19 protein-coding genes are annotated in these 19216 nt (G+C 45.0%); 18 read left to right on the top strand and 1 reads right to left on the bottom strand.

Annotation, left to right across the window (positions count from 1 at the left end):
* The first annotated feature begins 145 nt into the window (after positions 1-145).
* A complete protein-coding gene (locus tag AC1RNB_RS15525; RefSeq protein WP_493084294.1) occupies positions 146-811 on the top strand; it encodes a hypothetical protein in 666 nt (221 codons plus the stop codon).
* A 130-nt stretch (positions 812-941) separates the two neighbouring features.
* Here the strand turns inward: AC1RNB_RS15525 and AC1RNB_RS15520 are convergent, their stop codons facing one another.
* Positions 942-1706, bottom strand: a complete 765-nt coding sequence (locus tag AC1RNB_RS15520) for an SDR family oxidoreductase (RefSeq protein ID WP_493084292.1) — start codon at positions 1704-1706, stop codon at positions 942-944.
* A 76-nt stretch (positions 1707-1782) separates the two neighbouring features.
* On the opposite strand from AC1RNB_RS15520, the gene AC1RNB_RS15515 reads away from it, so the two are divergent.
* From AC1RNB_RS15515 to AC1RNB_RS15435, 17 genes are all read left to right on the top strand, one after another.
* Complete coding sequence (locus tag AC1RNB_RS15515; protein WP_493084290.1) at positions 1783-2124, top strand: winged helix-turn-helix transcriptional regulator; 342 nt, start codon at positions 1783-1785, stop codon at positions 2122-2124.
* Positions 2125-2262: 138 nt separating this feature from the next.
* Positions 2263-2580, top strand: a complete 318-nt coding sequence (locus AC1RNB_RS15510) for a hypothetical protein (protein ID WP_493084288.1) — start codon at positions 2263-2265, stop codon at positions 2578-2580.
* Positions 2581-3120: 540 nt separating this feature from the next.
* Entirely contained in the window at positions 3121-3546 is a 426-nt protein-coding gene (locus tag AC1RNB_RS15505; protein ID WP_493084286.1) for a VOC family protein, read from the top strand.
* A 144-nt stretch (positions 3547-3690) separates the two neighbouring features.
* Entirely contained in the window at positions 3691-4686 is a 996-nt protein-coding gene (locus AC1RNB_RS15500; protein ID WP_493084284.1) for a YitT family protein, read from the top strand.
* Positions 4687-4780: 94 nt separating this feature from the next.
* Positions 4781-6187 (top strand): pyridoxal phosphate-dependent decarboxylase family protein, encoded by a 1407-nt coding sequence (locus tag AC1RNB_RS15495; RefSeq protein ID WP_493084282.1) that lies wholly within the window; start codon positions 4781-4783, stop codon positions 6185-6187.
* Positions 6188-6245: 58 nt separating this feature from the next.
* Entirely contained in the window at positions 6246-6653 is a 408-nt protein-coding gene (locus AC1RNB_RS15490) for an iron chaperone (RefSeq protein WP_493084281.1), read from the top strand.
* 179 nt (positions 6654-6832) lie between these two features.
* Positions 6833-8236 (top strand): M61 family metallopeptidase, encoded by a 1404-nt coding sequence (locus AC1RNB_RS15485; RefSeq protein WP_493084279.1) that lies wholly within the window; start codon positions 6833-6835, stop codon positions 8234-8236.
* 34 nt (positions 8237-8270) lie between these two features.
* Entirely contained in the window at positions 8271-8693 is a 423-nt protein-coding gene (locus AC1RNB_RS15480; RefSeq protein ID WP_493084277.1) for a DUF1801 domain-containing protein, read from the top strand.
* Positions 8694-8929: 236 nt separating this feature from the next.
* On the top strand, positions 8930-11293 hold the full coding sequence (locus tag AC1RNB_RS15475) for an InlB B-repeat-containing protein (protein ID WP_493084275.1): 2364 nt from the start codon (positions 8930-8932) through the stop codon (positions 11291-11293).
* Between the two features lie 72 nt (positions 11294-11365).
* Positions 11366-13348 (top strand): OmpA family protein, encoded by a 1983-nt coding sequence (locus AC1RNB_RS15470; RefSeq protein ID WP_493084273.1) that lies wholly within the window; start codon positions 11366-11368, stop codon positions 13346-13348.
* Positions 13349-13564: 216 nt separating this feature from the next.
* On the top strand, positions 13565-14026 hold the full coding sequence (locus AC1RNB_RS15465; RefSeq protein ID WP_493084271.1) for a low affinity iron permease family protein: 462 nt from the start codon (positions 13565-13567) through the stop codon (positions 14024-14026).
* Between the two features lie 11 nt (positions 14027-14037).
* Positions 14038-14796, top strand: coding sequence for an MlaE family ABC transporter permease (locus tag AC1RNB_RS15460; RefSeq protein WP_493084269.1), 759 nt, complete (start codon positions 14038-14040; stop codon positions 14794-14796).
* Positions 14797-14798: 2 nt separating this feature from the next.
* On the top strand, positions 14799-15578 hold the full coding sequence (locus tag AC1RNB_RS15455) for an ABC transporter ATP-binding protein (RefSeq protein WP_493084267.1): 780 nt from the start codon (positions 14799-14801) through the stop codon (positions 15576-15578).
* A 16-nt stretch (positions 15579-15594) separates the two neighbouring features.
* Positions 15595-16332 carry an MlaD family protein gene (locus AC1RNB_RS15450; protein ID WP_493084265.1) on the top strand — a complete coding sequence of 246 codons (738 nt, stop codon included), beginning with the start codon at positions 15595-15597 and terminating at the stop codon, positions 16330-16332.
* A gap of 22 nt (positions 16333-16354) precedes the next feature.
* Positions 16355-16570, top strand: a complete 216-nt coding sequence (locus AC1RNB_RS15445) for a hypothetical protein (protein ID WP_493084263.1) — start codon at positions 16355-16357, stop codon at positions 16568-16570.
* Positions 16571-16670: 100 nt separating this feature from the next.
* Complete coding sequence (locus tag AC1RNB_RS15440; protein ID WP_493084261.1) at positions 16671-17513, top strand: maleylpyruvate isomerase N-terminal domain-containing protein; 843 nt, start codon at positions 16671-16673, stop codon at positions 17511-17513.
* A gap of 163 nt (positions 17514-17676) precedes the next feature.
* On the top strand, positions 17677-19188 hold the full coding sequence (locus AC1RNB_RS15435; protein ID WP_493084259.1) for a glycoside hydrolase family 32 protein: 1512 nt from the start codon (positions 17677-17679) through the stop codon (positions 19186-19188).
* Positions 19189-19216 lie beyond the last annotated feature (28 nt).

Genomic DNA, 19216 nt, shown 5'->3' with positions numbered 1-19216 from the left:
GATCAGAGGCCAATGCAGTCCCGCCATCGGCGGGATAACAGGGACGGGGCCCAGCGGCCGTGAGCGACAAGGGTTTTCGAATTACAGGGTGTTTGATTTATAATAGCACGACAAGTTATATTTGATTATCAACTGTTACTTCAACATGATCAGAGGAACACTATACTTTATATTGCTTTCCACTCTCTTCCTTAGTTGTCATAAGGATACAACACCCGAAACACCCAAAGGATGCGGGTTTGTCGGTTACAGATATTATCGTGGCGTAAAAGATACATTGGGAGAAATGTCGAATAACTATCTTTTTGTAGCATTTGACACCACTTACAGCGAAACTGATATACGGAAATTTATTTCCGCCAACAAAGATTTTGACCAACAGTACCGTTATACATTTTATGGCAGCAAAATAACGGCTTTAAAATTCAATACTCCGAAGACCTGCGAAGAAATTACGAATATCATTTTCAACCTGCAACAGCAGCCGATCGTTAGATATGCGCACTATACCATCAAAACATATGACTGTCAAAGTCCGATTATGGTACCCATGGGGAAACTTTGTGTGCTCGTTTACAACAGCCTTTTTAACGTAAAAGTTTATAATGAAAAAGATCTGACTGATTTATATAAAATGATAGCAGCCACCAATACCGAATTCGTAAGCCAAGATCAATACATGAAAAGTTGGTTTACCCTTAGAGCCACCAAATATTCTAAGGGAGATGCCCTGCACATGGTCAACTTTTTTTACGAATCAAAGCTGTTTGCCGAAACAGAGCCAGAACTTGGCAAGATTCCCGTTGAATAAAAATGACTCTCTATCCTTTATCCGCCCAGATTAGCATTTTCCGAAAACAGGTGTTTGTCTTGCGGCCAACATCGACGTAAGATACTGGCATTTTATAGCCGGCATCTTACGTATTTCTCAACAGTCCATTTTATAAAGACATCCCACCTGAAGCTTCAATCCGCTGCCCTGTAATCCATTTGGCATCATCGGTGCATAAAAAGGCTACAATGCCGCCAATATCATCTGCCTGCCCAATCCGTGGAATGGCAGTAATAGAAGTTAGATAAGCCTGTACCTGAGGATTATCCCGTGTATTACCACCACCAAAATCGGTGGCAATGGCGCCTGGTGCCACTACATTGGCTTTAATATTCCTGGCACCCAATTCTTTGGCCAAATATTTAGTAAGTGTTTCTATGGCCGATTTCATACTGGCGTAAGCTCCTCTACCGGCAAAGCTAACGCGGGTTAAACCCGAGGAAATATTAACGATACCACCTCCGTCATGTAAAAGGGGCAGCATTTTTTGCGTAAAAAAGAAAACACCTTTAAAATGAACATTCAGCAATTGATCAAATTGTTCTTCCGTGGTTTCGGCAAACGAGGGGCTATTGATGCCAAAGCCACCATTGTTAATCAGAAAATCAATCTTCTCCACACCAAACGCTGATTGTACTGTTTTTGGCAGTTCTGCCACAAAGCCATCCAGGCTGCTGATATTGGCCACATCAAGTTTCAGGGCGATGGCTTTCTGTCCGAGAGCCTGAATTTCTTTAACAACTTCTTCTGCGGCGGTTTGGTTGCTATGGTAAGTTACTACCAGATCAAGCCCTTTTGCAGCAATCCGTAAAGCCATATCCCTACCAAGGCCGCGACCACCACCCGTCACTAATGCAATTTTATTGTTTTTCATTTGATTTATTTTTTGTGTATGACAAAACTATACACCGGATAGTATACTTTTAATACCGATATACAAAAGGATACCTATGACACAAAAACAACTGGAAGAGAAGATCAAGTATCTACAAGACTTTCATACCGCCATCAACGGAAAATGGAAATTGCAGATCCTGATCCTCATCAATCATGGTAAAAACAGGTTTAAAGATATCCAGGCCCATATTCCTAAAATCACCAACCGGGTGTTATCCAAGGAATTAAAAGACCTGGAAGCTAACCAAATGATTACCAGAACCGTGTACGATACCATTCCGGTAACTATTGAATATAAGGCAACTGACTATGCCTTAACCATTAGACCGGTAATTGAAATGATGACAGACTGGGGCAAAAAACACAGGAAGAAGATATCAGGAAAATCCAGCTAACCAATGGCAGAACCGGACAACAAGCCGGTTACCAATGCCTGCGTGTAGAACAACCCATTTTTTGTACGTTGGTTAGAAGTTTGTTAGTGTGCGCAAAAGAGGAAAAGGCACAATCACTGCCTACTTATCTATATATCTATGAAAACCAGGATCCTCTCCATATTCGCATTACACCTGATCATCCTTGCCAGCTACATGGGCGTAACCAGCTGGCTGTTTGTTAGTTACCCCGTACCGGACCCCATTGCAACCGGCTTACAGCAATGGTTGTGTATACTCGTTCATATCAGTATAACGGTGTTGATCTGCCTGATAAAACGAAGAACTGCTATTGATAAAAAAAAAGCAACTACCACACTTTTGTTACACGTTATAGCTATCGTATGCTGGATAATAGTTTACCTGTTTTTGTCTGCCCCTATAGCTGATTATTTGTGGAAACTGCGTTCAAAATAACCAACTATAAACAGGCGTCCTGTCTCATTCCAGGGTTGCTTACCCCAAAGTGCCCTTCAAATGCCCTTCAAATGCCCTTCAAGTGCCCTTCTGGTTCAGTTCTGGTTCTATTCTGGTTCGGTTTCTGTTCAGTTCTTGCTCAGTTCCTATCCAGTTCTTGTTCAGTTCCTATCCAATTCCTGTTCGCTCTTACAGCGTCTGTGGAGTTAAGAAAAGACGAGCAAGAAGCGGGAATGACAAAAACAAAGGCAAAGGAAAGGGAAAGGAACACTAATCCTCTCTGAAAAAGATGATTTACTCAGATTAGACAACCTATGATTTACCAGATATAAAAATCAGGCTTCGGCCTGCTTTTTATATAACAACCGGCAGACTATTTCTTTTCATCCATAGTTTGTCTTTGTACAGTCATCGTTTGTATTGGCCGGATGTTCTCCTGTCGCAAATAACCTTCAGGCTGTCGCGACCGGCCCTTGCATGCGTTAACAAGGCACTGTAACTTGTTCCCCATAATCATTTACTCACTTTAACTGATATCGTATGCATAACCCGATTTTTCCTTGTTTATGGTTTGATGGCAAAGCCAAAGAAGCGGCTGACTTTTATTGCTCGGTATTTACCAACTCACGCATCCTGCAGGAAACACCGATGGTGGTGATCTTTGAAATGAACGGCAGTAAATTCATGGGACTGAATGGTGGTCCGCAGTTTCCTTTTACAGAAGCCGTTTCGCTGGTGGTGAATTGTGATACGCAGGATGAGATCGATTATTTCTGGAACCGGCTCACAGCCGATGGTGGTAAGGAGAGCCGGTGCGGCTGGTTAAAAGACAAGTATGGTCTATCCTGGCAGATCGTTCCATCCAATATCGGTCAGCTGATGTCGGATCCGGAAAAAGCCAACCGCGTGATGCAGGTAATTCTGCAGATGAATAAACTGGATATAGAAAAGATACGGCAAGCCTGAGGGGAAGTGATTTGGCGAATGTAACAAATGCATGCATTTTACCAAAGCTGATCAGCCTGATAAGCGTTAAACGGTTTGCCTGAAATTTCCGATCTTAGCGGGCATCCTCATTGGTGAATCACCTGCAACGCCATCAGCTTTTCTATGAACAGACTTTGGAAACATCTCATTATCGAAACCACCCTCAAAGAAAAAACCGATGGTGATGATAAGGAGTTTTCCAATTATGAACTGGCCAGGGGCTGGCGCGAGTTAAAAATCAATGCCTTCCGGTTTCTGAAAGATGTGATCCTGATCACGGCGGGTGTGTTTTCTGCCGCTTTTGGTTTCAAAAGTTTTTTACTTACCAATCATTTTATTGATGGTGGTGCCACGGGTATTGCACTGCTGGCCTCGGCCCTGAGTCCGGTACCCTTGTATCTGCTGATCATTATTGTGAATATTCCCTTTATCATACTGGGTTTCCGGATCATCAATAAAGGTTTTGCCATGAAAACCCTGTTGGCCATTTCGGGCCTGGCATTGGTAGTGGCCAATATTCATTTACCGGATATCACCAAAGACAATTTGCTGGTGGCCATATTCGGCGGATTTTTTTTAGGGGCGGGTAAAGGTCTGGCCATCAGAGGTGGTGCCGTGATAGATGGAACAGAAGTGCTGGCCATTTATGTAAGCCGCAAGATCAATACCACCATCGGGGATGTGGTTACCCTGATCAATATCCTCATTTTTGTAACGGCCGCTTATTTTCTTTCGCTGGAAATTGCTTTGTATTCGATGATCACCTATGTAGCTTCTTCCAGAACACTGGAATTTATTATTGAGGGGATCGAAGAATATACCGGCGTCACCATCATATCTACCCACAGTAACAAAATCAAAAAAATGATCGTTGAAACCCTGGGCAGAGGCGTTACCGTTTACAACGGGAAAAGCGGCTATGGCAAAAACGGCGAGGTAAGGGATATAGAAATCGTGTACACCGTGATCACAAGACTTGAGCTGAACCGATTAACAACCGAGATCACTAAAATAGACCGCGATGCTTTTGTGGTGATGAGCAAGATCAAAGACACCAAGGGCGGTATGATTAAAAAGCGAGCTTTGAAGCGGGTAACACATAGAGTGAATAAGCCCTGAGCGCGGTTTACTGAATCGGGAAAGATGGATAAACGGAAATGCGTTTTTCAGGTTTCTGATTATTTTGCCGCTTTAAAATCATCCCTATTCTATCATGAACGATCCTATTCAACAAGACCTGCTGCAGTTTCCGGAGCTGCTGGAAAAAGTAAAAGAGCAGGGACTGGCCTATCTCTCTCAGTTAGCCGACCGGCCTACACATACTTACCTTCCTTTATCACTGACAGATCATTTACCCGAGCAAGGAGTAGGTGCATTGGCCGCACTGGCGCAATTCAATCAACGTTTCGAGCCCACTATTGTAGCCACTACCGGGCCCCGCTACTGGGGTTTTGTAACGGGCGGCTCTACCCCTGCCGCTGTTGTGGGCGACTGGTTAACGAGTATTTATGACCAGAACAGTTTTGCCACACAGGGACAGGGAGACCTGTCTGCACGGTTAGAACTGGAGACCATTCAACTATTGCTGGACCTGTTTGGCTTACCCAAAGATTTTCTGGGTGGTTTTGTAACGGGTGCTACCCTATCGAATTTTACCTGTTTGGCAGTAGGTCGGCAATGGCTGGGCAAACAACTGGGCAAGGATTTTGCGAAAGAAGGCGTAACCGGGCAGCTGCCCGTATTAACGGCCACCCCACATTCATCGGCCATTAAATCACTTTCCCTGCTGGGCATGGGCAGTAGCCGGTATACCAGGGTAAATGTAATGCCCGGCAACCGGGAAGCGATCGATATCACTGACCTGGAACAAAAACTGGCAGCACTGAATGGGCAACCTTGCCTTGTACTGAGCAGTGGCGGAACGGTGAATACAGTTGATTTTGATGATTTCCGCGGCATTGCCCAACTGAGACAACGATATGATTTCTGGTGGCATATTGATGCGGCTTTTGGCGGGTTTGCGGCCTGCTCGCCCGCACACAAACACCTGCTGGCAGGCTGGGAAGAAGCCGACAGCATTACGGTAGATTGCCATAAATGGCTGAATGTGCCGTATGAAAGCGCCGTATTTTTTGTGAAAGAGAAACACAGGTTGTTACAGGTAGAAACTTTCCAGAATTCGAACGCACCCTACCTCGGAGATCCCCTGGATAATTTCAGCTATATGAATTTTTTACCGGAAAATTCAAGACGGCTCAAAGCATTACCTGCCTGGTTTACCCTGGTGGCCTATGGCAAAGAGGGTTACCGGAAAATGGTGGAAGATTGCATTCAGCATGCACAGCAGTTAGGTGCTTTTGTTACGGAGAGTCCGTATTTTGAGCTGTTGGCTCCAGTGCGTCTGAACACAGTTTGTTTTACCTTAGCGGGAGAAGCCAGCCAGGAAAAACTTACTGAATTTTTAAGCAGGCTGAATGATACAGGAAAAGTTTTCATGACCCCTACTGTATACAATGGTAAAAAAGGAATCCGTGCGGCATTGGTGAACTGGCGTACCCGTACTACAGACATTACACTGGCCACGGAGTTGATGACGGCAACGGCAGAACAGCTGCAATAAGGATCGATGGGCAGGTTGGTAACAGCAATCATTATTTCTCATCTATAATGTAACCACTATGATGAAAGATCAGGAGGTAGCAGCTGATGTACCCTCGTACATTGCACGCTATCCCAAACCTACCCAGGCACTTTTAAAAGAATTACGTGCCACGATCCGGAAAACTGCACCGGAAGCCACTGAGCAGATCAGTTATTGTATGCCCTCGTATAAACAGAATGGACCATTGGTATATTTTGGTGCCTACCCGCAGCATATCGGGTTTTATCCGGGCGCTTCGGGGGTGGCGCAGTTTCAGAAAGAACTCACCCAATACAATTGTTCAAAAGGGACCATCCAGTTTCGGTTGGACGAACCGCTTCCTTTGGCGCTGATCAGTAAAATAGTTATATTCAGGTTAAAGGAGAATGAACTGAAACAGCAGCTGCGGGCGGAGAAGAAAAAGGAAGCTGCCGGTAAAAAATAACAGGAACTGTTTGAGTTAACAGACATGTGGCTTCCCTCTGCGAAAACTCCGCGATCTCTGCGGCGCTGCGGTGAACATGAGTTCTATTCACCGCAGAGAACGAGAGAACAGGGAATTTACGCAGAGGGGTCTTGGCACTTATTCATATAAACCATCTATCAATGAGTAAAAAGCGGGTCATGAAAAAAGGGTTCAGCATATTCCTGTTTATTAGTTGCTGGCTGTCATCACAGGCTCAGACAAGATATACACTTGATTATACAGACAGCACTGTAACGTATGTAAACATTACCCTGCAACCCGCCGCCCCTGTGAAAGGCAGTACAGCTTTTGTGATGCCGCGATCGATTCCGGGCTCTTATAGCATTTCTTTGTACGATCAATTTGTGGAAGATGTATATGCCATTACCCCCGGCGGACAAAAAATACCGATGCTGGAAGATGGCAATGATGCGCCACGGTGGTATGCTGCAGACAGTTCGCAACCCATTCATCTGATCAGCTATCGCGTTAACCTCGGGAAAATGGAAAACAGGATCTCATTGGCAGACGCTTCCATTATCCGTTCGGGTTTTGCGGGCATCTTAAATTATGCTGTTTTTGGCTGGCTCGATGGTAAGGAAAAAGATCCGGTAGTTTGTACGGTTACCAGTTTCCCCGGCTGGTCTATCTTTTCAAGCAATGAACCCTTGCTCCATCCAGCCAAAGAAAAATTCATTTTCCAAACAGACAATTATTATACACTGGCCGATGGACAGTTATTTATCGGTACCCGTTTCAACGTAAAAACCTACCAGGGCATTACGCCCCTCTATGTAGCTGCTTATTGCGAAACGGGCGAGGAATACCTCGATGATTATGGTAAACAGGGCACCAGTGCCATGGGAATTTTAAAAGCGTATTTTGGAGAACTGCCTTTTCAGCAATACAGTATTCTGTTACGGAAAGCGATACCGCTGGACCACAAAACAGCCCCCTCGCTGGCCATGGAACACCTGCAAAGCAGTACTTTTTTTGGCGATACCAGTGGAATGAGGAAGGCGGCCATGAGCAAAGAGCGGTTCACGGCCACTATCCCTACGATTATTCACCACATGGCGCATTCCCTGTTGCCACTTCGTTGTTATGGCGATAATTACCGGCCCTATGTGCTGGAGATCCCCCCCATTATCAACCATATCTGGTTTAACGAAGGGTTTATGTGGTTTCTGCCCTACGATACACTGAAACTGGAGCGGATGAAAAAAAGGTTTATTGATAATGTGTATCACACAGCTACGCAGATCAAACAATTAAGTTTACAGGAGCTGTCGCAGCTCGCTTCTACCATGTACGGTACTGATTTCCGGATCGGTACTTCTTTGTATTCACGGGGTGCTTTGATGGCATTGGAGATGAATGAGTACCTGCTGCAGGTGAGCGGTGGCAGCAAATCGATGAAAGATGTGTTTCGTTACCTGTATCAATGGAGCAAACAAAACAAAAGACCTTTTACCCTGCAGGAGCTGCCGCAACTGTTGAACCAGTCCTGCCAGATTGATCTCGGTAAGATCTATACCAAATGGCAGTTGCCAATTCAGTAAACAACAGATAAATATTTCAACAACAGCGTTCCCGATGGCTGCCAAACAAAAAATGCAACAGGTTTCTTTCCGCAACGTAGAAGAATTTCTGGATTACCTGCCCGATGAGGAAAGGGAGATGGCGGAGCTACTACGGAAGATCGTTTTCAGTTGTCACCCTGAGATCACAGAAAAGCTTTCTTATAATGTACCATATTACAGACTGCATAAACAGCTCTGTTTTATCTGGCCCGCCGCTATTCTCTGGGGCAAGAAAAAAACCTATGAGGGTGTCAGGTTTGGTTTTATTTCCGGGCATCTACTGACCAACGAGAATGGTTACCTTGACCAGGGTAGCCGGAAATTTGTCTGTTATAAAGACTTTCATACGCTGAAAGATATTGATGCAGAACTCTTGCGTTCTTATATTTTTGAAGCAATCGCTATAGATGAACTTTCTCTGAAAAAGATAAAATAATTTTTTTTTTAGGGAAACATTCAGATAATCACCTCCCCTTCCAGCGCTACAATACCCCGCATCGTATCCATAAAAACCATGGATATGTGATTCTTGTAACATATTCATTCTGTGCTGTAACAACCTCCATTTCAACCTGTCATAGGTTTGTGTATTGCAATTCTATTGATGCAACTATTGCTGTTTATCATTCAAAGAAGTTGCAGTTTATCAACTTACCTATTCACAATTATCTTATGAAAAACAATCTTTACGCAATCAGACAACAGCTACAGAAACTTGGCAGTAGTTTCAACAGTTGCATCAGCAGTAAATGGTTTATAGCCTTGTTATTGCTTTTTTCGGCAGTAGCCTGTAAAAAAGTTACCGAAGTATCGGGTGTGGTGGGCGTTTGCCCCGTGGTAGTATCTACCGACCCCGCTCCTAACGCTGTAGATGTAGCTACCGGAAAAGTAGTATCTGTAACATTCAATACAGACATGAATGCGGCTACCATCAATGCCACTTCGTTCACTATCCGGCAAGGTACACAGCTGATTACCGGAACCGTGGCTCCTACCGCTAATGCAGCGGTATTCACGTTTACACCGGAAGTTCCTTTTCGTCCATTTACCAAATATACGGGTACAGTAACCCTGGCTGCTGCGGATAAGTTCCGGACAGCCATGGTGGCTGATTATACATGGTCGTTCACAACCATCCCGCAGGTAACAGTGGGTGTAAACCTCGCAGCAGGTGGTACCGTAAGTGGTGCCGGTTATTTTGCGCAGGCATCTACGGTTACCGTAAGTGCGTTACCGAAAACAGGTTACACTTTCACCAACTGGACAGACAGTGGTTCCACCACCGTGGTTTCTACCAGTCCCAGTTATCAATTTACAGTAGCCGGTAACCGTGCCCTCATCGCCAACTTTACGATCATCCCGCCTGCTAAGTTTGCAGTGGTATTATCATCCAGTCCGATAGCTGGTGGCGCCACTTTTGGATCGGGTTCTTATGATATCGGCACAGCCGTTACTGTAATTGAATCACCCAATCCCGGATATACGTTTGTTAACTGGACAGAAGGCGGTACCATTGTTTCTACCAGCTCCAGTTATACATTTACCCTTACCGGCAATCGAACACTGGTAGCCAACTTCAGTATTATTCCGGCATTACAGTTTGCCGTGCTCCTGTCATCGAATCCTGCAGCCGGCGGTAGCAATACCGGATCGGGTTCCTATACATCGGGTGCTTCGGTTGTCATTTCCGCTTCACCCAATACAGGGTATACTTTTGTTAACTGGACAGAAGGAACTACCATCATATCTACCAGTCCTACCTATACATTTGCCATCAGCAGTAACCGTACACTGGTTGCCAATTTTGTGATCAATAGTTATACTTTAACGGCTACTGCCAACCCTATCACAGGCGGAACCATTGTGAAATCGCCTGATCAGTTACGGTATGATCATGGTACACAAGTGTTGCTTACCGCAACGGCAGCTACCGGTTACCGGTTTACCAACTGGACAGAAAACGGAACCATCCTTTCTACCAGTGCCGCTTACCAGATCAGCATGACAGCTAACCGGGTATTGGTAGCCAACTTTACATTGAATAGTTATGGTTTAACCTTATCCATCAATCCAACGTCTGGTGGTTCTGTGACCAAAACACCGGATCGTGCCTCATACGACAGCGGAACCGTTGTGGTACTCACAGCAACGCCTAATGCAGGTTATACCTTTACTTCATGGGCCGGAGATGCAACAGGTTCTACCAACCCGTTAAGCATTACCATGAATGCCAACAAAAACATCATTGCCAACTTTACCGCGGTAGTACCGGTGGTTAATCTGGCTACTGCTGCCAACTTTGGTGCGTTTGGAGGTAATGCGGGTGTAACCAACCAGGGAATTAATACCGTGATCAATAATGGAGGACTGGGTACAACAGCAGCTTCTACTTTGATAACAGGATTTCATGATAATACAGGAGATAAATACAACGAAACACCACTGAATATCGGTGATGTAAAAGGACGGATCTATACAGATGCACCACCACCGGTAATCTTTGCCGCAGGTGGACCTTACGGCGGTAATGCAGCTACCAAAGCCATTGCCGATCAGGGACTGGCTGATGCCAATGCAGCGTATATCAGTATCTCGCCTGCATCCAAACCAGGTGGTACCGATCCGGGTGCCGGAGAATTGGGAGGATTGGTGTTAGCACCAGGCACCTATAAAGCCGCTGCCGGTACTTTTAAAATCACACTGCTGGATCTTACCCTTGATGCAAAAGGAGATCCTAATGCCGTATGGATTTTCCAGACAGCCGCGGGATTAACGGTTGGTAATGCTTCTGAAGGCCGAAATGTGAAACTGATCAATGGTGCGTTGGCTAAAAATGTGTTCTGGTATGTAGGAACTGCTGCTGTGATTAACTATGCAGGTGGTGGAACTATGTCGGGAACGATCATTGCCAACTCAGGTGTTACCATCTCTTCTCCTGCTTCTTCTGTAGTAGGCCCGCAGGCAACTTTGAACGGAAGGGCTTTATCACTGGTATCATCTGTTACCATGGTCAATACCACTATCAATAACCAATAACGAATACTAAACATCCCGCCCATGGCGGGATGTTTACCTGAAACCAACTGTTTCCAACTTAAAAATAAGATCATGTTACAATACATCACACCCAGACAAAAATCAACACTGCTGGTTCTGTTATTTGCGATTGCAGGTATCAGTGGTTATGCACAACCCGTTCTGCGGAACCAACCTACCTGGTGGTTTGGCGTATCCGGTGCTGCCAATTTCAACACCTTCCGCGGTACCACGCAGATCCTGAATGAAAACCTGACAGTTCCTACTGCTTTTCACAAAGGGAAAGGCGTTAAACCTTATGGTTCCTTTCTGTTAGAATACCGTCCCGGTAAAGTAGCCGGTTTTATGCTGAACCTGGCTTATGATAACAAGGGTGGCAAATTTGATGAAGTCATCGCCCCCTGTAATTGTCCGGCCAACCTTACCACCGAACTCGGGTATGCAGTAATAGAACCCAGCTTTCGGCTGGCACCTTTCTCTTCCGCATTGTACCTGTATATCGGACCAACTGTAGCTTTTAATGTATCCCGTTCTTTCGGTTATACACAGGAAAAACAACCAGATACCCATGCAGACTGGAGCGAAGTACGTAAAACACTGTTAGGTGCACAGGCAGGACTTGGCATCGACATCCCGGTATCAAAACCTGCGAGTGAAACACAGATGACCCTGTCGCCTTTTGTTTCTTTTCAGACAGACCTGGGCAGCAGCCCACGTAAAATAGAAAGCCTGGCCATTTATACCATACGGGCAGGTATGGCTTTTAAACTGGGCTATAAAGCAAATAAAGTACCGGCTAAAACAGTTACCATTACCAATACGGTACTCGTGCCGGCCAAAGAAGCAGAGAAAGACGTTCAGTTTTCAGTACGTGCCCCTAAAGTAGTACCGGCTAACAGGCAGGTGAAGGAAACCTTCCCTATCCGTAAATCGGTGTTCTTTAATATGGGTTCTACCGAGATCCCCAGTCGTTACGTAATGCTCACACCTGCGCAGGCTTCTGCCTTCAAAGAAGAACAATTACAGGAATCACAACCAGCCAACCTGAGTACAGGACGTTCAGCCAGACAATTAGCGGTTTACCATAATATCCTGAATATAGTGGGCGACCGTATGCGGAACAATAGCCAGGCCACCATTACTTTACAAGGTGCATCAGACAAAGATCCTGATCAGGGTAAACTGATGGCAGAAAATGTGAAACAATTCCTCGTAACCAGCTATGGTATTGATCCATCAAGAATCACTACTGAAGGAAGAGACAAACCAGTGGTAGCTTCAGAGCAACCCGGCGGAACCAGGGAACTGGATCTCTTACGCGAAGGAGACAGAAGAGTTGATATACTAAGCAGTTCACCAGACATGATGTTACAGGTAGGTGGTGCCAGTTCAGAATTCCTGAAACCGGTCTATATCACTTCATATCAACAGGATCCGCTGGATAGCCATGTGATCTTCACCAATGAGGGTGCCACAGAAGTATTGAGCAGCTGGAATGTAGAAGTAACGGATGATCGGGGTAAAATGCAGACCTACGGCCCTTATACGCTTGACCAGGCTTCTGTTCCGGGCAAAACCATCCTGCAGGATAAAACGCAGGGTAATTATACCATTACCATGGTGGGACAAACCAAAAAAGGTGCTACTGTACGGAAACAGAGTTCTGTGAGTCTGCTGAAAGCAGAAGACAGCAAACAGGAAGGTTTACGCTACAGCATACTCTTTGACTTTGACAAATCAAAAACCAGAGAAGCGTATGAGCAATTCCTGATCAACATCGTAGCTCCGCTGATCGCTGATAACAGTACTGTGATCATACACGGACATACAGACGTAATTGGAGAAGAAGCATATAACCTGACACTTTCAAGAGAAAGAGCCAGTGAAGCACAAAGAATTCTGGAGCGTGCCTTATCAAATAGTGGTAAAAGAGGTGTCAGATTTGAAACCTACGGTTTTGGAGAAGATCCCCAAACGGCACCTTTTGAGAACAATTTACCGGAAGAGCGCTTTTACAACAGGTCGGTGATCATCGATATCATACCTGCGAAATAAACAGTAGCAATATCTCTCTTGTACAAAGCCCCGATAAGTATTTCTTACCGGGGCTTTGTATATATATAGGCAGTGTTAAAACACTTCTCAAAAAGAAATATCTACACAACTTCACCAACTGCGCGTTATCAATTTTAATAAGATGCGTAAAACATGCAAGTTTTTCAAACGCAAACATAAGCCGAACAGTTCCGGGATTCACAACTTTGTATCCAGGTGAAAAATCTATACAGGCATACAGAAAATCTATTTGAAAGACTGACCTCTGTGGCAACTGCTATACTGGGTAATTCCATCACTTTTATTGTGGCGCTGGGGATCGTGATTTACTGGTGTACCGACCAGCATTTTTTCAGCCAGGGCCTGCACGAAAAAATCGAGAATATTATTCTGGGTTCCTCCTTTCTCACCCTTTTTATCATCCAGAAAGCATTTAGCCGCTTTTCCGGCTCTCTGCACCTGAAGGTGAACGAACTGGTGGCTTCGCATGAACCTGCCAATAATTCGGTACTCAGTTCAGAAGACAAAACAGAGAGTGAGATCATAGAATTAGCAAAGGAATATACCGAACTGGGCGAACAGGCCATATTGGAGAAGCTAAAAACAGAGACAGATCCACCCCTGGTTGCTGAACCTGACGAAAACGTGAAAAAAGAGAATTCATCATCCACTTTATAAAATCCTGTTCATTGATTACTTCCATTAAAAACATATTCAACGATACTGGAACCATTACCCGGTTCATGGCCCGTTTTTTCAGTGAACTACTGCACAGGCCTTTTGAAATGAAAGAGTTTCTGCGTCAGTGTTATTTCATTGGTTACAAAACATTGCCCCTGGTTGGTATTACCGGATTTATTATGGGCCTCGTACTAACACTGCAAACCAGACCCACCCTTGCCGGTTTTGGTGCAGAATCCTGGTTACCGGGTATGGTGGCGCTTTCGCTGGTAAGAGAGATTGCACCGGTGATAACCGCACTGATCTGTGCAGGAAAAATCTCATCAGGCATCGGGGCAGAACTGGGTTCTATGAAAGTAACGGAACAGATCGATGCCATGGAAGTTTCCGGTATCAATCCTTATAAATACCTGGTGGTAACACGCGTGTTAGCTACCACATTAATGGTTCCCTTACTCGTTTTTTTTGCCGATGCAATTGGCATGGCCGGTGGATATGCTGGTATTAATATACATGGTGATGTAAACCTCTACCGCTATTCATCGCAGGTGCTGGAATCACTGGACTATATAGATGTGATACCACCCACTATTAAAAGTTTCTTTTTCGGATTTTTTATCGGTTCCATCGGCTGCTACAAAGGTTTTACTGCAGCAAACGGAACCGAAAGCGTGGGCAAGGCTGCCAATGCTTCCGTGGTATCCGCTTCGCTGGCCATTTTTATCATTGATATGCTGGCAGTGCAGATCACAGATCTTTTTATGTAACCATGAATAATGAAGTAACCATACCAGCTACAGGGCAAGCCACTACGGATAAAGAGACCATTGTGCTGATAGAAGGATTGTATAAATCTTTTGGCGAAGACAATCCTGTGTTGAAAGGGGTAACACTCTCCGTCAAAGCCGGTGAAAACCTGGTATTACTGGGCAGATCCGGTTCGGGTAAATCCATTATCATTAAATGTATTGCTGGTCTGGTAGCCTATGACCAGGGAAGTATTCGGGTAATGGGCACTGAGATCAATACCTTAACCAATCAGCAATTAAATGAGCTACGACTGAAAATGGGCTTTCTGTTCCAGAATGCGGCCTTGTATGATTCTATGACGGTCAGAGAAAACCTGGCTTTCCCTTTAAAAAGACATTCGCCAGAAAAAACGGAACAGGAAGTTACAGAAGCCATTACTGCCGAACTGGAAAGTGTAGGACTGGCAGAAGCCATTGATAAAATGCCATCGGAATTATCGGGTGGTATGCGTAAAAGAGTGGGATTGGCAAGAACCCTGATCCTGAATCCATTGCTGATGTTATACGATGAACCCACTACCGGCTTAGACACGATTACATCAAGGGAAATCAGTGAACTGATCCTGCAGATACAACAAAAAAATAAAACCAGTTCCATCATCATCACACATGATATGGCCTGTGCCAAATTAACCGGCGACAGGATCGTGATTCTTGAGAACGGCATCATCCACGCAGAAGGCACTTACGATGAGCTGGCCCGGAGCAAGGATGAGTGGGTGGGCTCCTTTTTTACTTAATTATAAAATCATCCAAATGAATCAAGAAACCGGAGTTACCTGGAAATTAGGCATGTTTGTCATAACAGGTATTCTGCTGTTTGCAGCAGCCATCTATTTTATCGGAGACCAACGAAACCTGTTTGGATCTACTTTTAAGATTTCAACAGTGTTCAGTACCGTTAGCGGATTGAAGATCGGCAACAATGTAAGGTTTGCCGGTATCAATATCGGCACAGTAGACCAGATAGAACTGATCACAGACACGTCTGTAAGGGTAGATCTGATTATCAGAAAAGAAGTGAGAAAATTTATCCGCAAAGATGCTGTTGCCGGCATCGCGTCTGACGGATTGATGGGCGACAAAGTATTGACGGTCTATCCCGGAAGCACAGGAAGTATGGTTGATGAGAATGCCATCATACTGGCAAGAGACCCTATAGAAATGGATGATATCATGATCAGCGTAAAGGAAAGTGTAGATAATATCAGCCTCATTACCACAGAACTGGCTGAATTTACTTATAAGCTCAATAACGGAAAAGGCGCTTTATCCAAGCTGATGAATGATGAAAAATTCGGAAAATCGCTGGATGCCACCATGACCAATCTGAAAGAAGGATCCAAAGGACTAAGCGAGAACATGGAAGCAGCCAAAAGTAATTTTCTCCTGAAAGGTTATTTCAACAAAAAGAAAAAAGAAGCTGCCAAAAAAGCTGAGGAACTGAAAAAACAGGAAGAACTGAAGAAAAAGAAGAAAACAGATACAGAATAAATCACCCATACCCACTACTACCATGAAAACAATTGCCATTTTATTAGTTGCCATCGGGATCATCATGATCGCCTATACTGGATTTACCTATGTAACCACAGAAAAAATAGTTGACCTCGGCCCACTACAGGTAAGTGCTGAGAAAGAACATCCTGTACAATGGTCGCCCATTGTGGGAGGTATTTTTCTGGTAAGCGGCCTAGCTTTCTTTTTTCTGTCGAAAAAAGAACAGCGCTGATCAACCATTTTTTTGGGTTACCACGAAAACTAAAAAATATCCGGATCATTGGATTCGGTCTTGTTCCTAAATCAGTTAATTTAGAGCAACTGTTGAACTGATGACCAGCCCACCCACCATACCCATTGATACCGTTCACCTGCTACCCTTACTGGATCAGCAGTTACTCAGTTTATTATATACACTTACCCCTGCTGATTGGCAAAAACAAACCATTGCCAAACAATGGAAGGTAAAAGATGTAGTAGCGCATTTACTGGATGGCAATATCAGAAGCCTGTCCATGTTACGCGATAATTATTGGGGCGAGTCCTTTGCCGGTAATGATTACCAGGGACTATTAGATTTTCTGAACGGACTGAATGCAGATTGGGTAAAAGCGATGAAGAGGGTGAGTCCGGTTATGCTAATCCTGCTGCACGAAGCCACCGGTAAAACCTATTGTGATTTTTATACTTCTCTGGATCCATTTGCCAAAGCCGGTTTCGCCGTTAACTGGGCCGGCGAAGAAGAAAGTAAAAACTGGATGCATATTGCACGCGAGTACACAGAAAAATGGCTGCACCAGCAACAGATCCGCGATGCGGTTAATCAACCCGGTCATCATCTCGAAAGGGAATTTTTTTACCCCTTTATCGATACCTGCATGATGGCCTTACCGTATACATTCCGGGATACTGAAGCTGCAGAAAACACCACCCTTCAATTCACTATCAGTGGCGATGCAGGTGGATCCTGGTTTAATAGTTATGTCAATGGTCAATGGCAGTTATCCAAACAGACCAGCGCCAAACCAGCCGCCACCGTGACCATGGATCCCGATACCAGCTGGCGTTTATTCTCCAAAAGCCTGCGGCCAGCAGACCTGATACACCGGATCAGCATTCAGGGAGACGAATCGTTGGCCCGAACCGCTTTGGAAATGGTTTCTTTCATGGCCTGATAAAATTTCTTATCCCCTTCCCCTCTGCGATAACTCCCCGTCCTCCCGTTCTCTGCGGTTGGCCTGCAGTTTATCCAACCGCAGAGAAGAAGAGAAGCGGAGGTTTCGCAGAGTGGAGTAGTTATTCTACTCAATCCTATGTAAATTGTTACAAATCTCTACCATGCGAATGTTTTGTTTGAGCCTGCTGATGACCCTACTGGGTAGCCCTACTGTCATCGGGCAGAAAAAGCTTTACCAGGAACTTCACCGTCCACAGTTTCACTTCTCTCCCCCGGCCAAATGGATGAACGATCCGAATGGCATGGTGTATTATAAAGGCGAGTACCATTTGTTTTACCAGCACTATCCCGACAGTACGGTATGGGGGCCCATGCACTGGGGCCATGCCATCAGCAAAGACATGCTACACTGGCAGCACCAGCCCATTGCCTTGTATCCGGATGCCCATGGAGATATTTTTTCAGGTAGTGTGGTGGTGGATGAAAAAAACACTTCCGGTTTTAAAAAAGGAGCAGAAGCACCGCTGGTGGCCATCTTCACCTACCATTATATGCCGGGAGAAAAAGCAGGCAGAAAAGATTTTCAGACACAGGGCATTGCCTACAGCACCGATAAAGGCAGAACCTGGATCAAATACGCCAACAATCCGGTGATTAAAAATCCCGGCATCAAGGATTTCCGTGATCCCAAAGTGATCTGGCACGTGGCTTCTCAACGATGGGTGCTGACGATGGCCGCGGGAGATGAAATTCTCTTTTACCACTCACCCGATTTAAAAAACTGGGAACTGACTGGCCGTTTCGGAAAAACGGAAGGCAGTCATGGTGGCGTGTGGGAATGCCCCGATCTGTTTCAACTCAAAACCAAAGAAGGAAAAAGCAAATGGGTATTACTGGTCAGTATTGGCACAGGTGCCCCCAACGGCGGCAGTGGTACCCAATATTTTATCGGCAGTTTTGATGGGAAAACATTTACGAATGAAAACAGCAGCGAAACAAAACTATGGCTGGATGAGGGTACGGATAATTATGCCGGTGTAACCTGGTACAATGCACCCAACCAGCGCCGCTTGTTTCTGGGCTGGATGAGTAACTGGCAGTATGCACAAACTGTACCCACGCAGAAATGGCGCAGTGCCATGACCTTACCCAGAGAATTGTTTTTACAGGAAACCAGCAAGGGTTTCCGTTTACGAACAACACCTGTTACCGAAACAGACCAACTCAGAACTACGCAGAACCCGGTTACACTTACCGCCGGAAAAAACTATCCCATATCACTGGCTGAGATAACACTTCGTTTTGACCTGTCTGCCGCAGGCAGCAATGACCTGGGAATAGAATTACGCAACAAAGAGAATGAATCTGTGAGGATCGGATACAACCCAACCAAAAACGAGTTTTACATTAACCGCAGCCAATTACAGCAGACCGGTTTCTCCAAAGATTTTGCAGCTGTGCACAAGGCCCCCAGAGCGGCAACAGGGAAACTACTTACCATGCATCTTTATATAGACAAATCCTCTGTGGAACTGTTTGCAGATAACGGTAGCCTGGTAATGACGGATCTCTTTTTTCCGGTAAGCGAATTTAGTAGCCTAAGCATCTTCCCTGCTAAGGGTACAAAAGCTTTACAAAATGGGAAATTATACACGCTTAAATCTATCTGGTAAAGCAGAGATCATACTGAGTTACTGATGA

The sequence above is a fragment of the Sediminibacterium sp. GW821-FHT12F12 genome (assembly GCF_058806635.1).
This window is presented reverse-complemented; position numbering and strand designations above follow the sequence as displayed.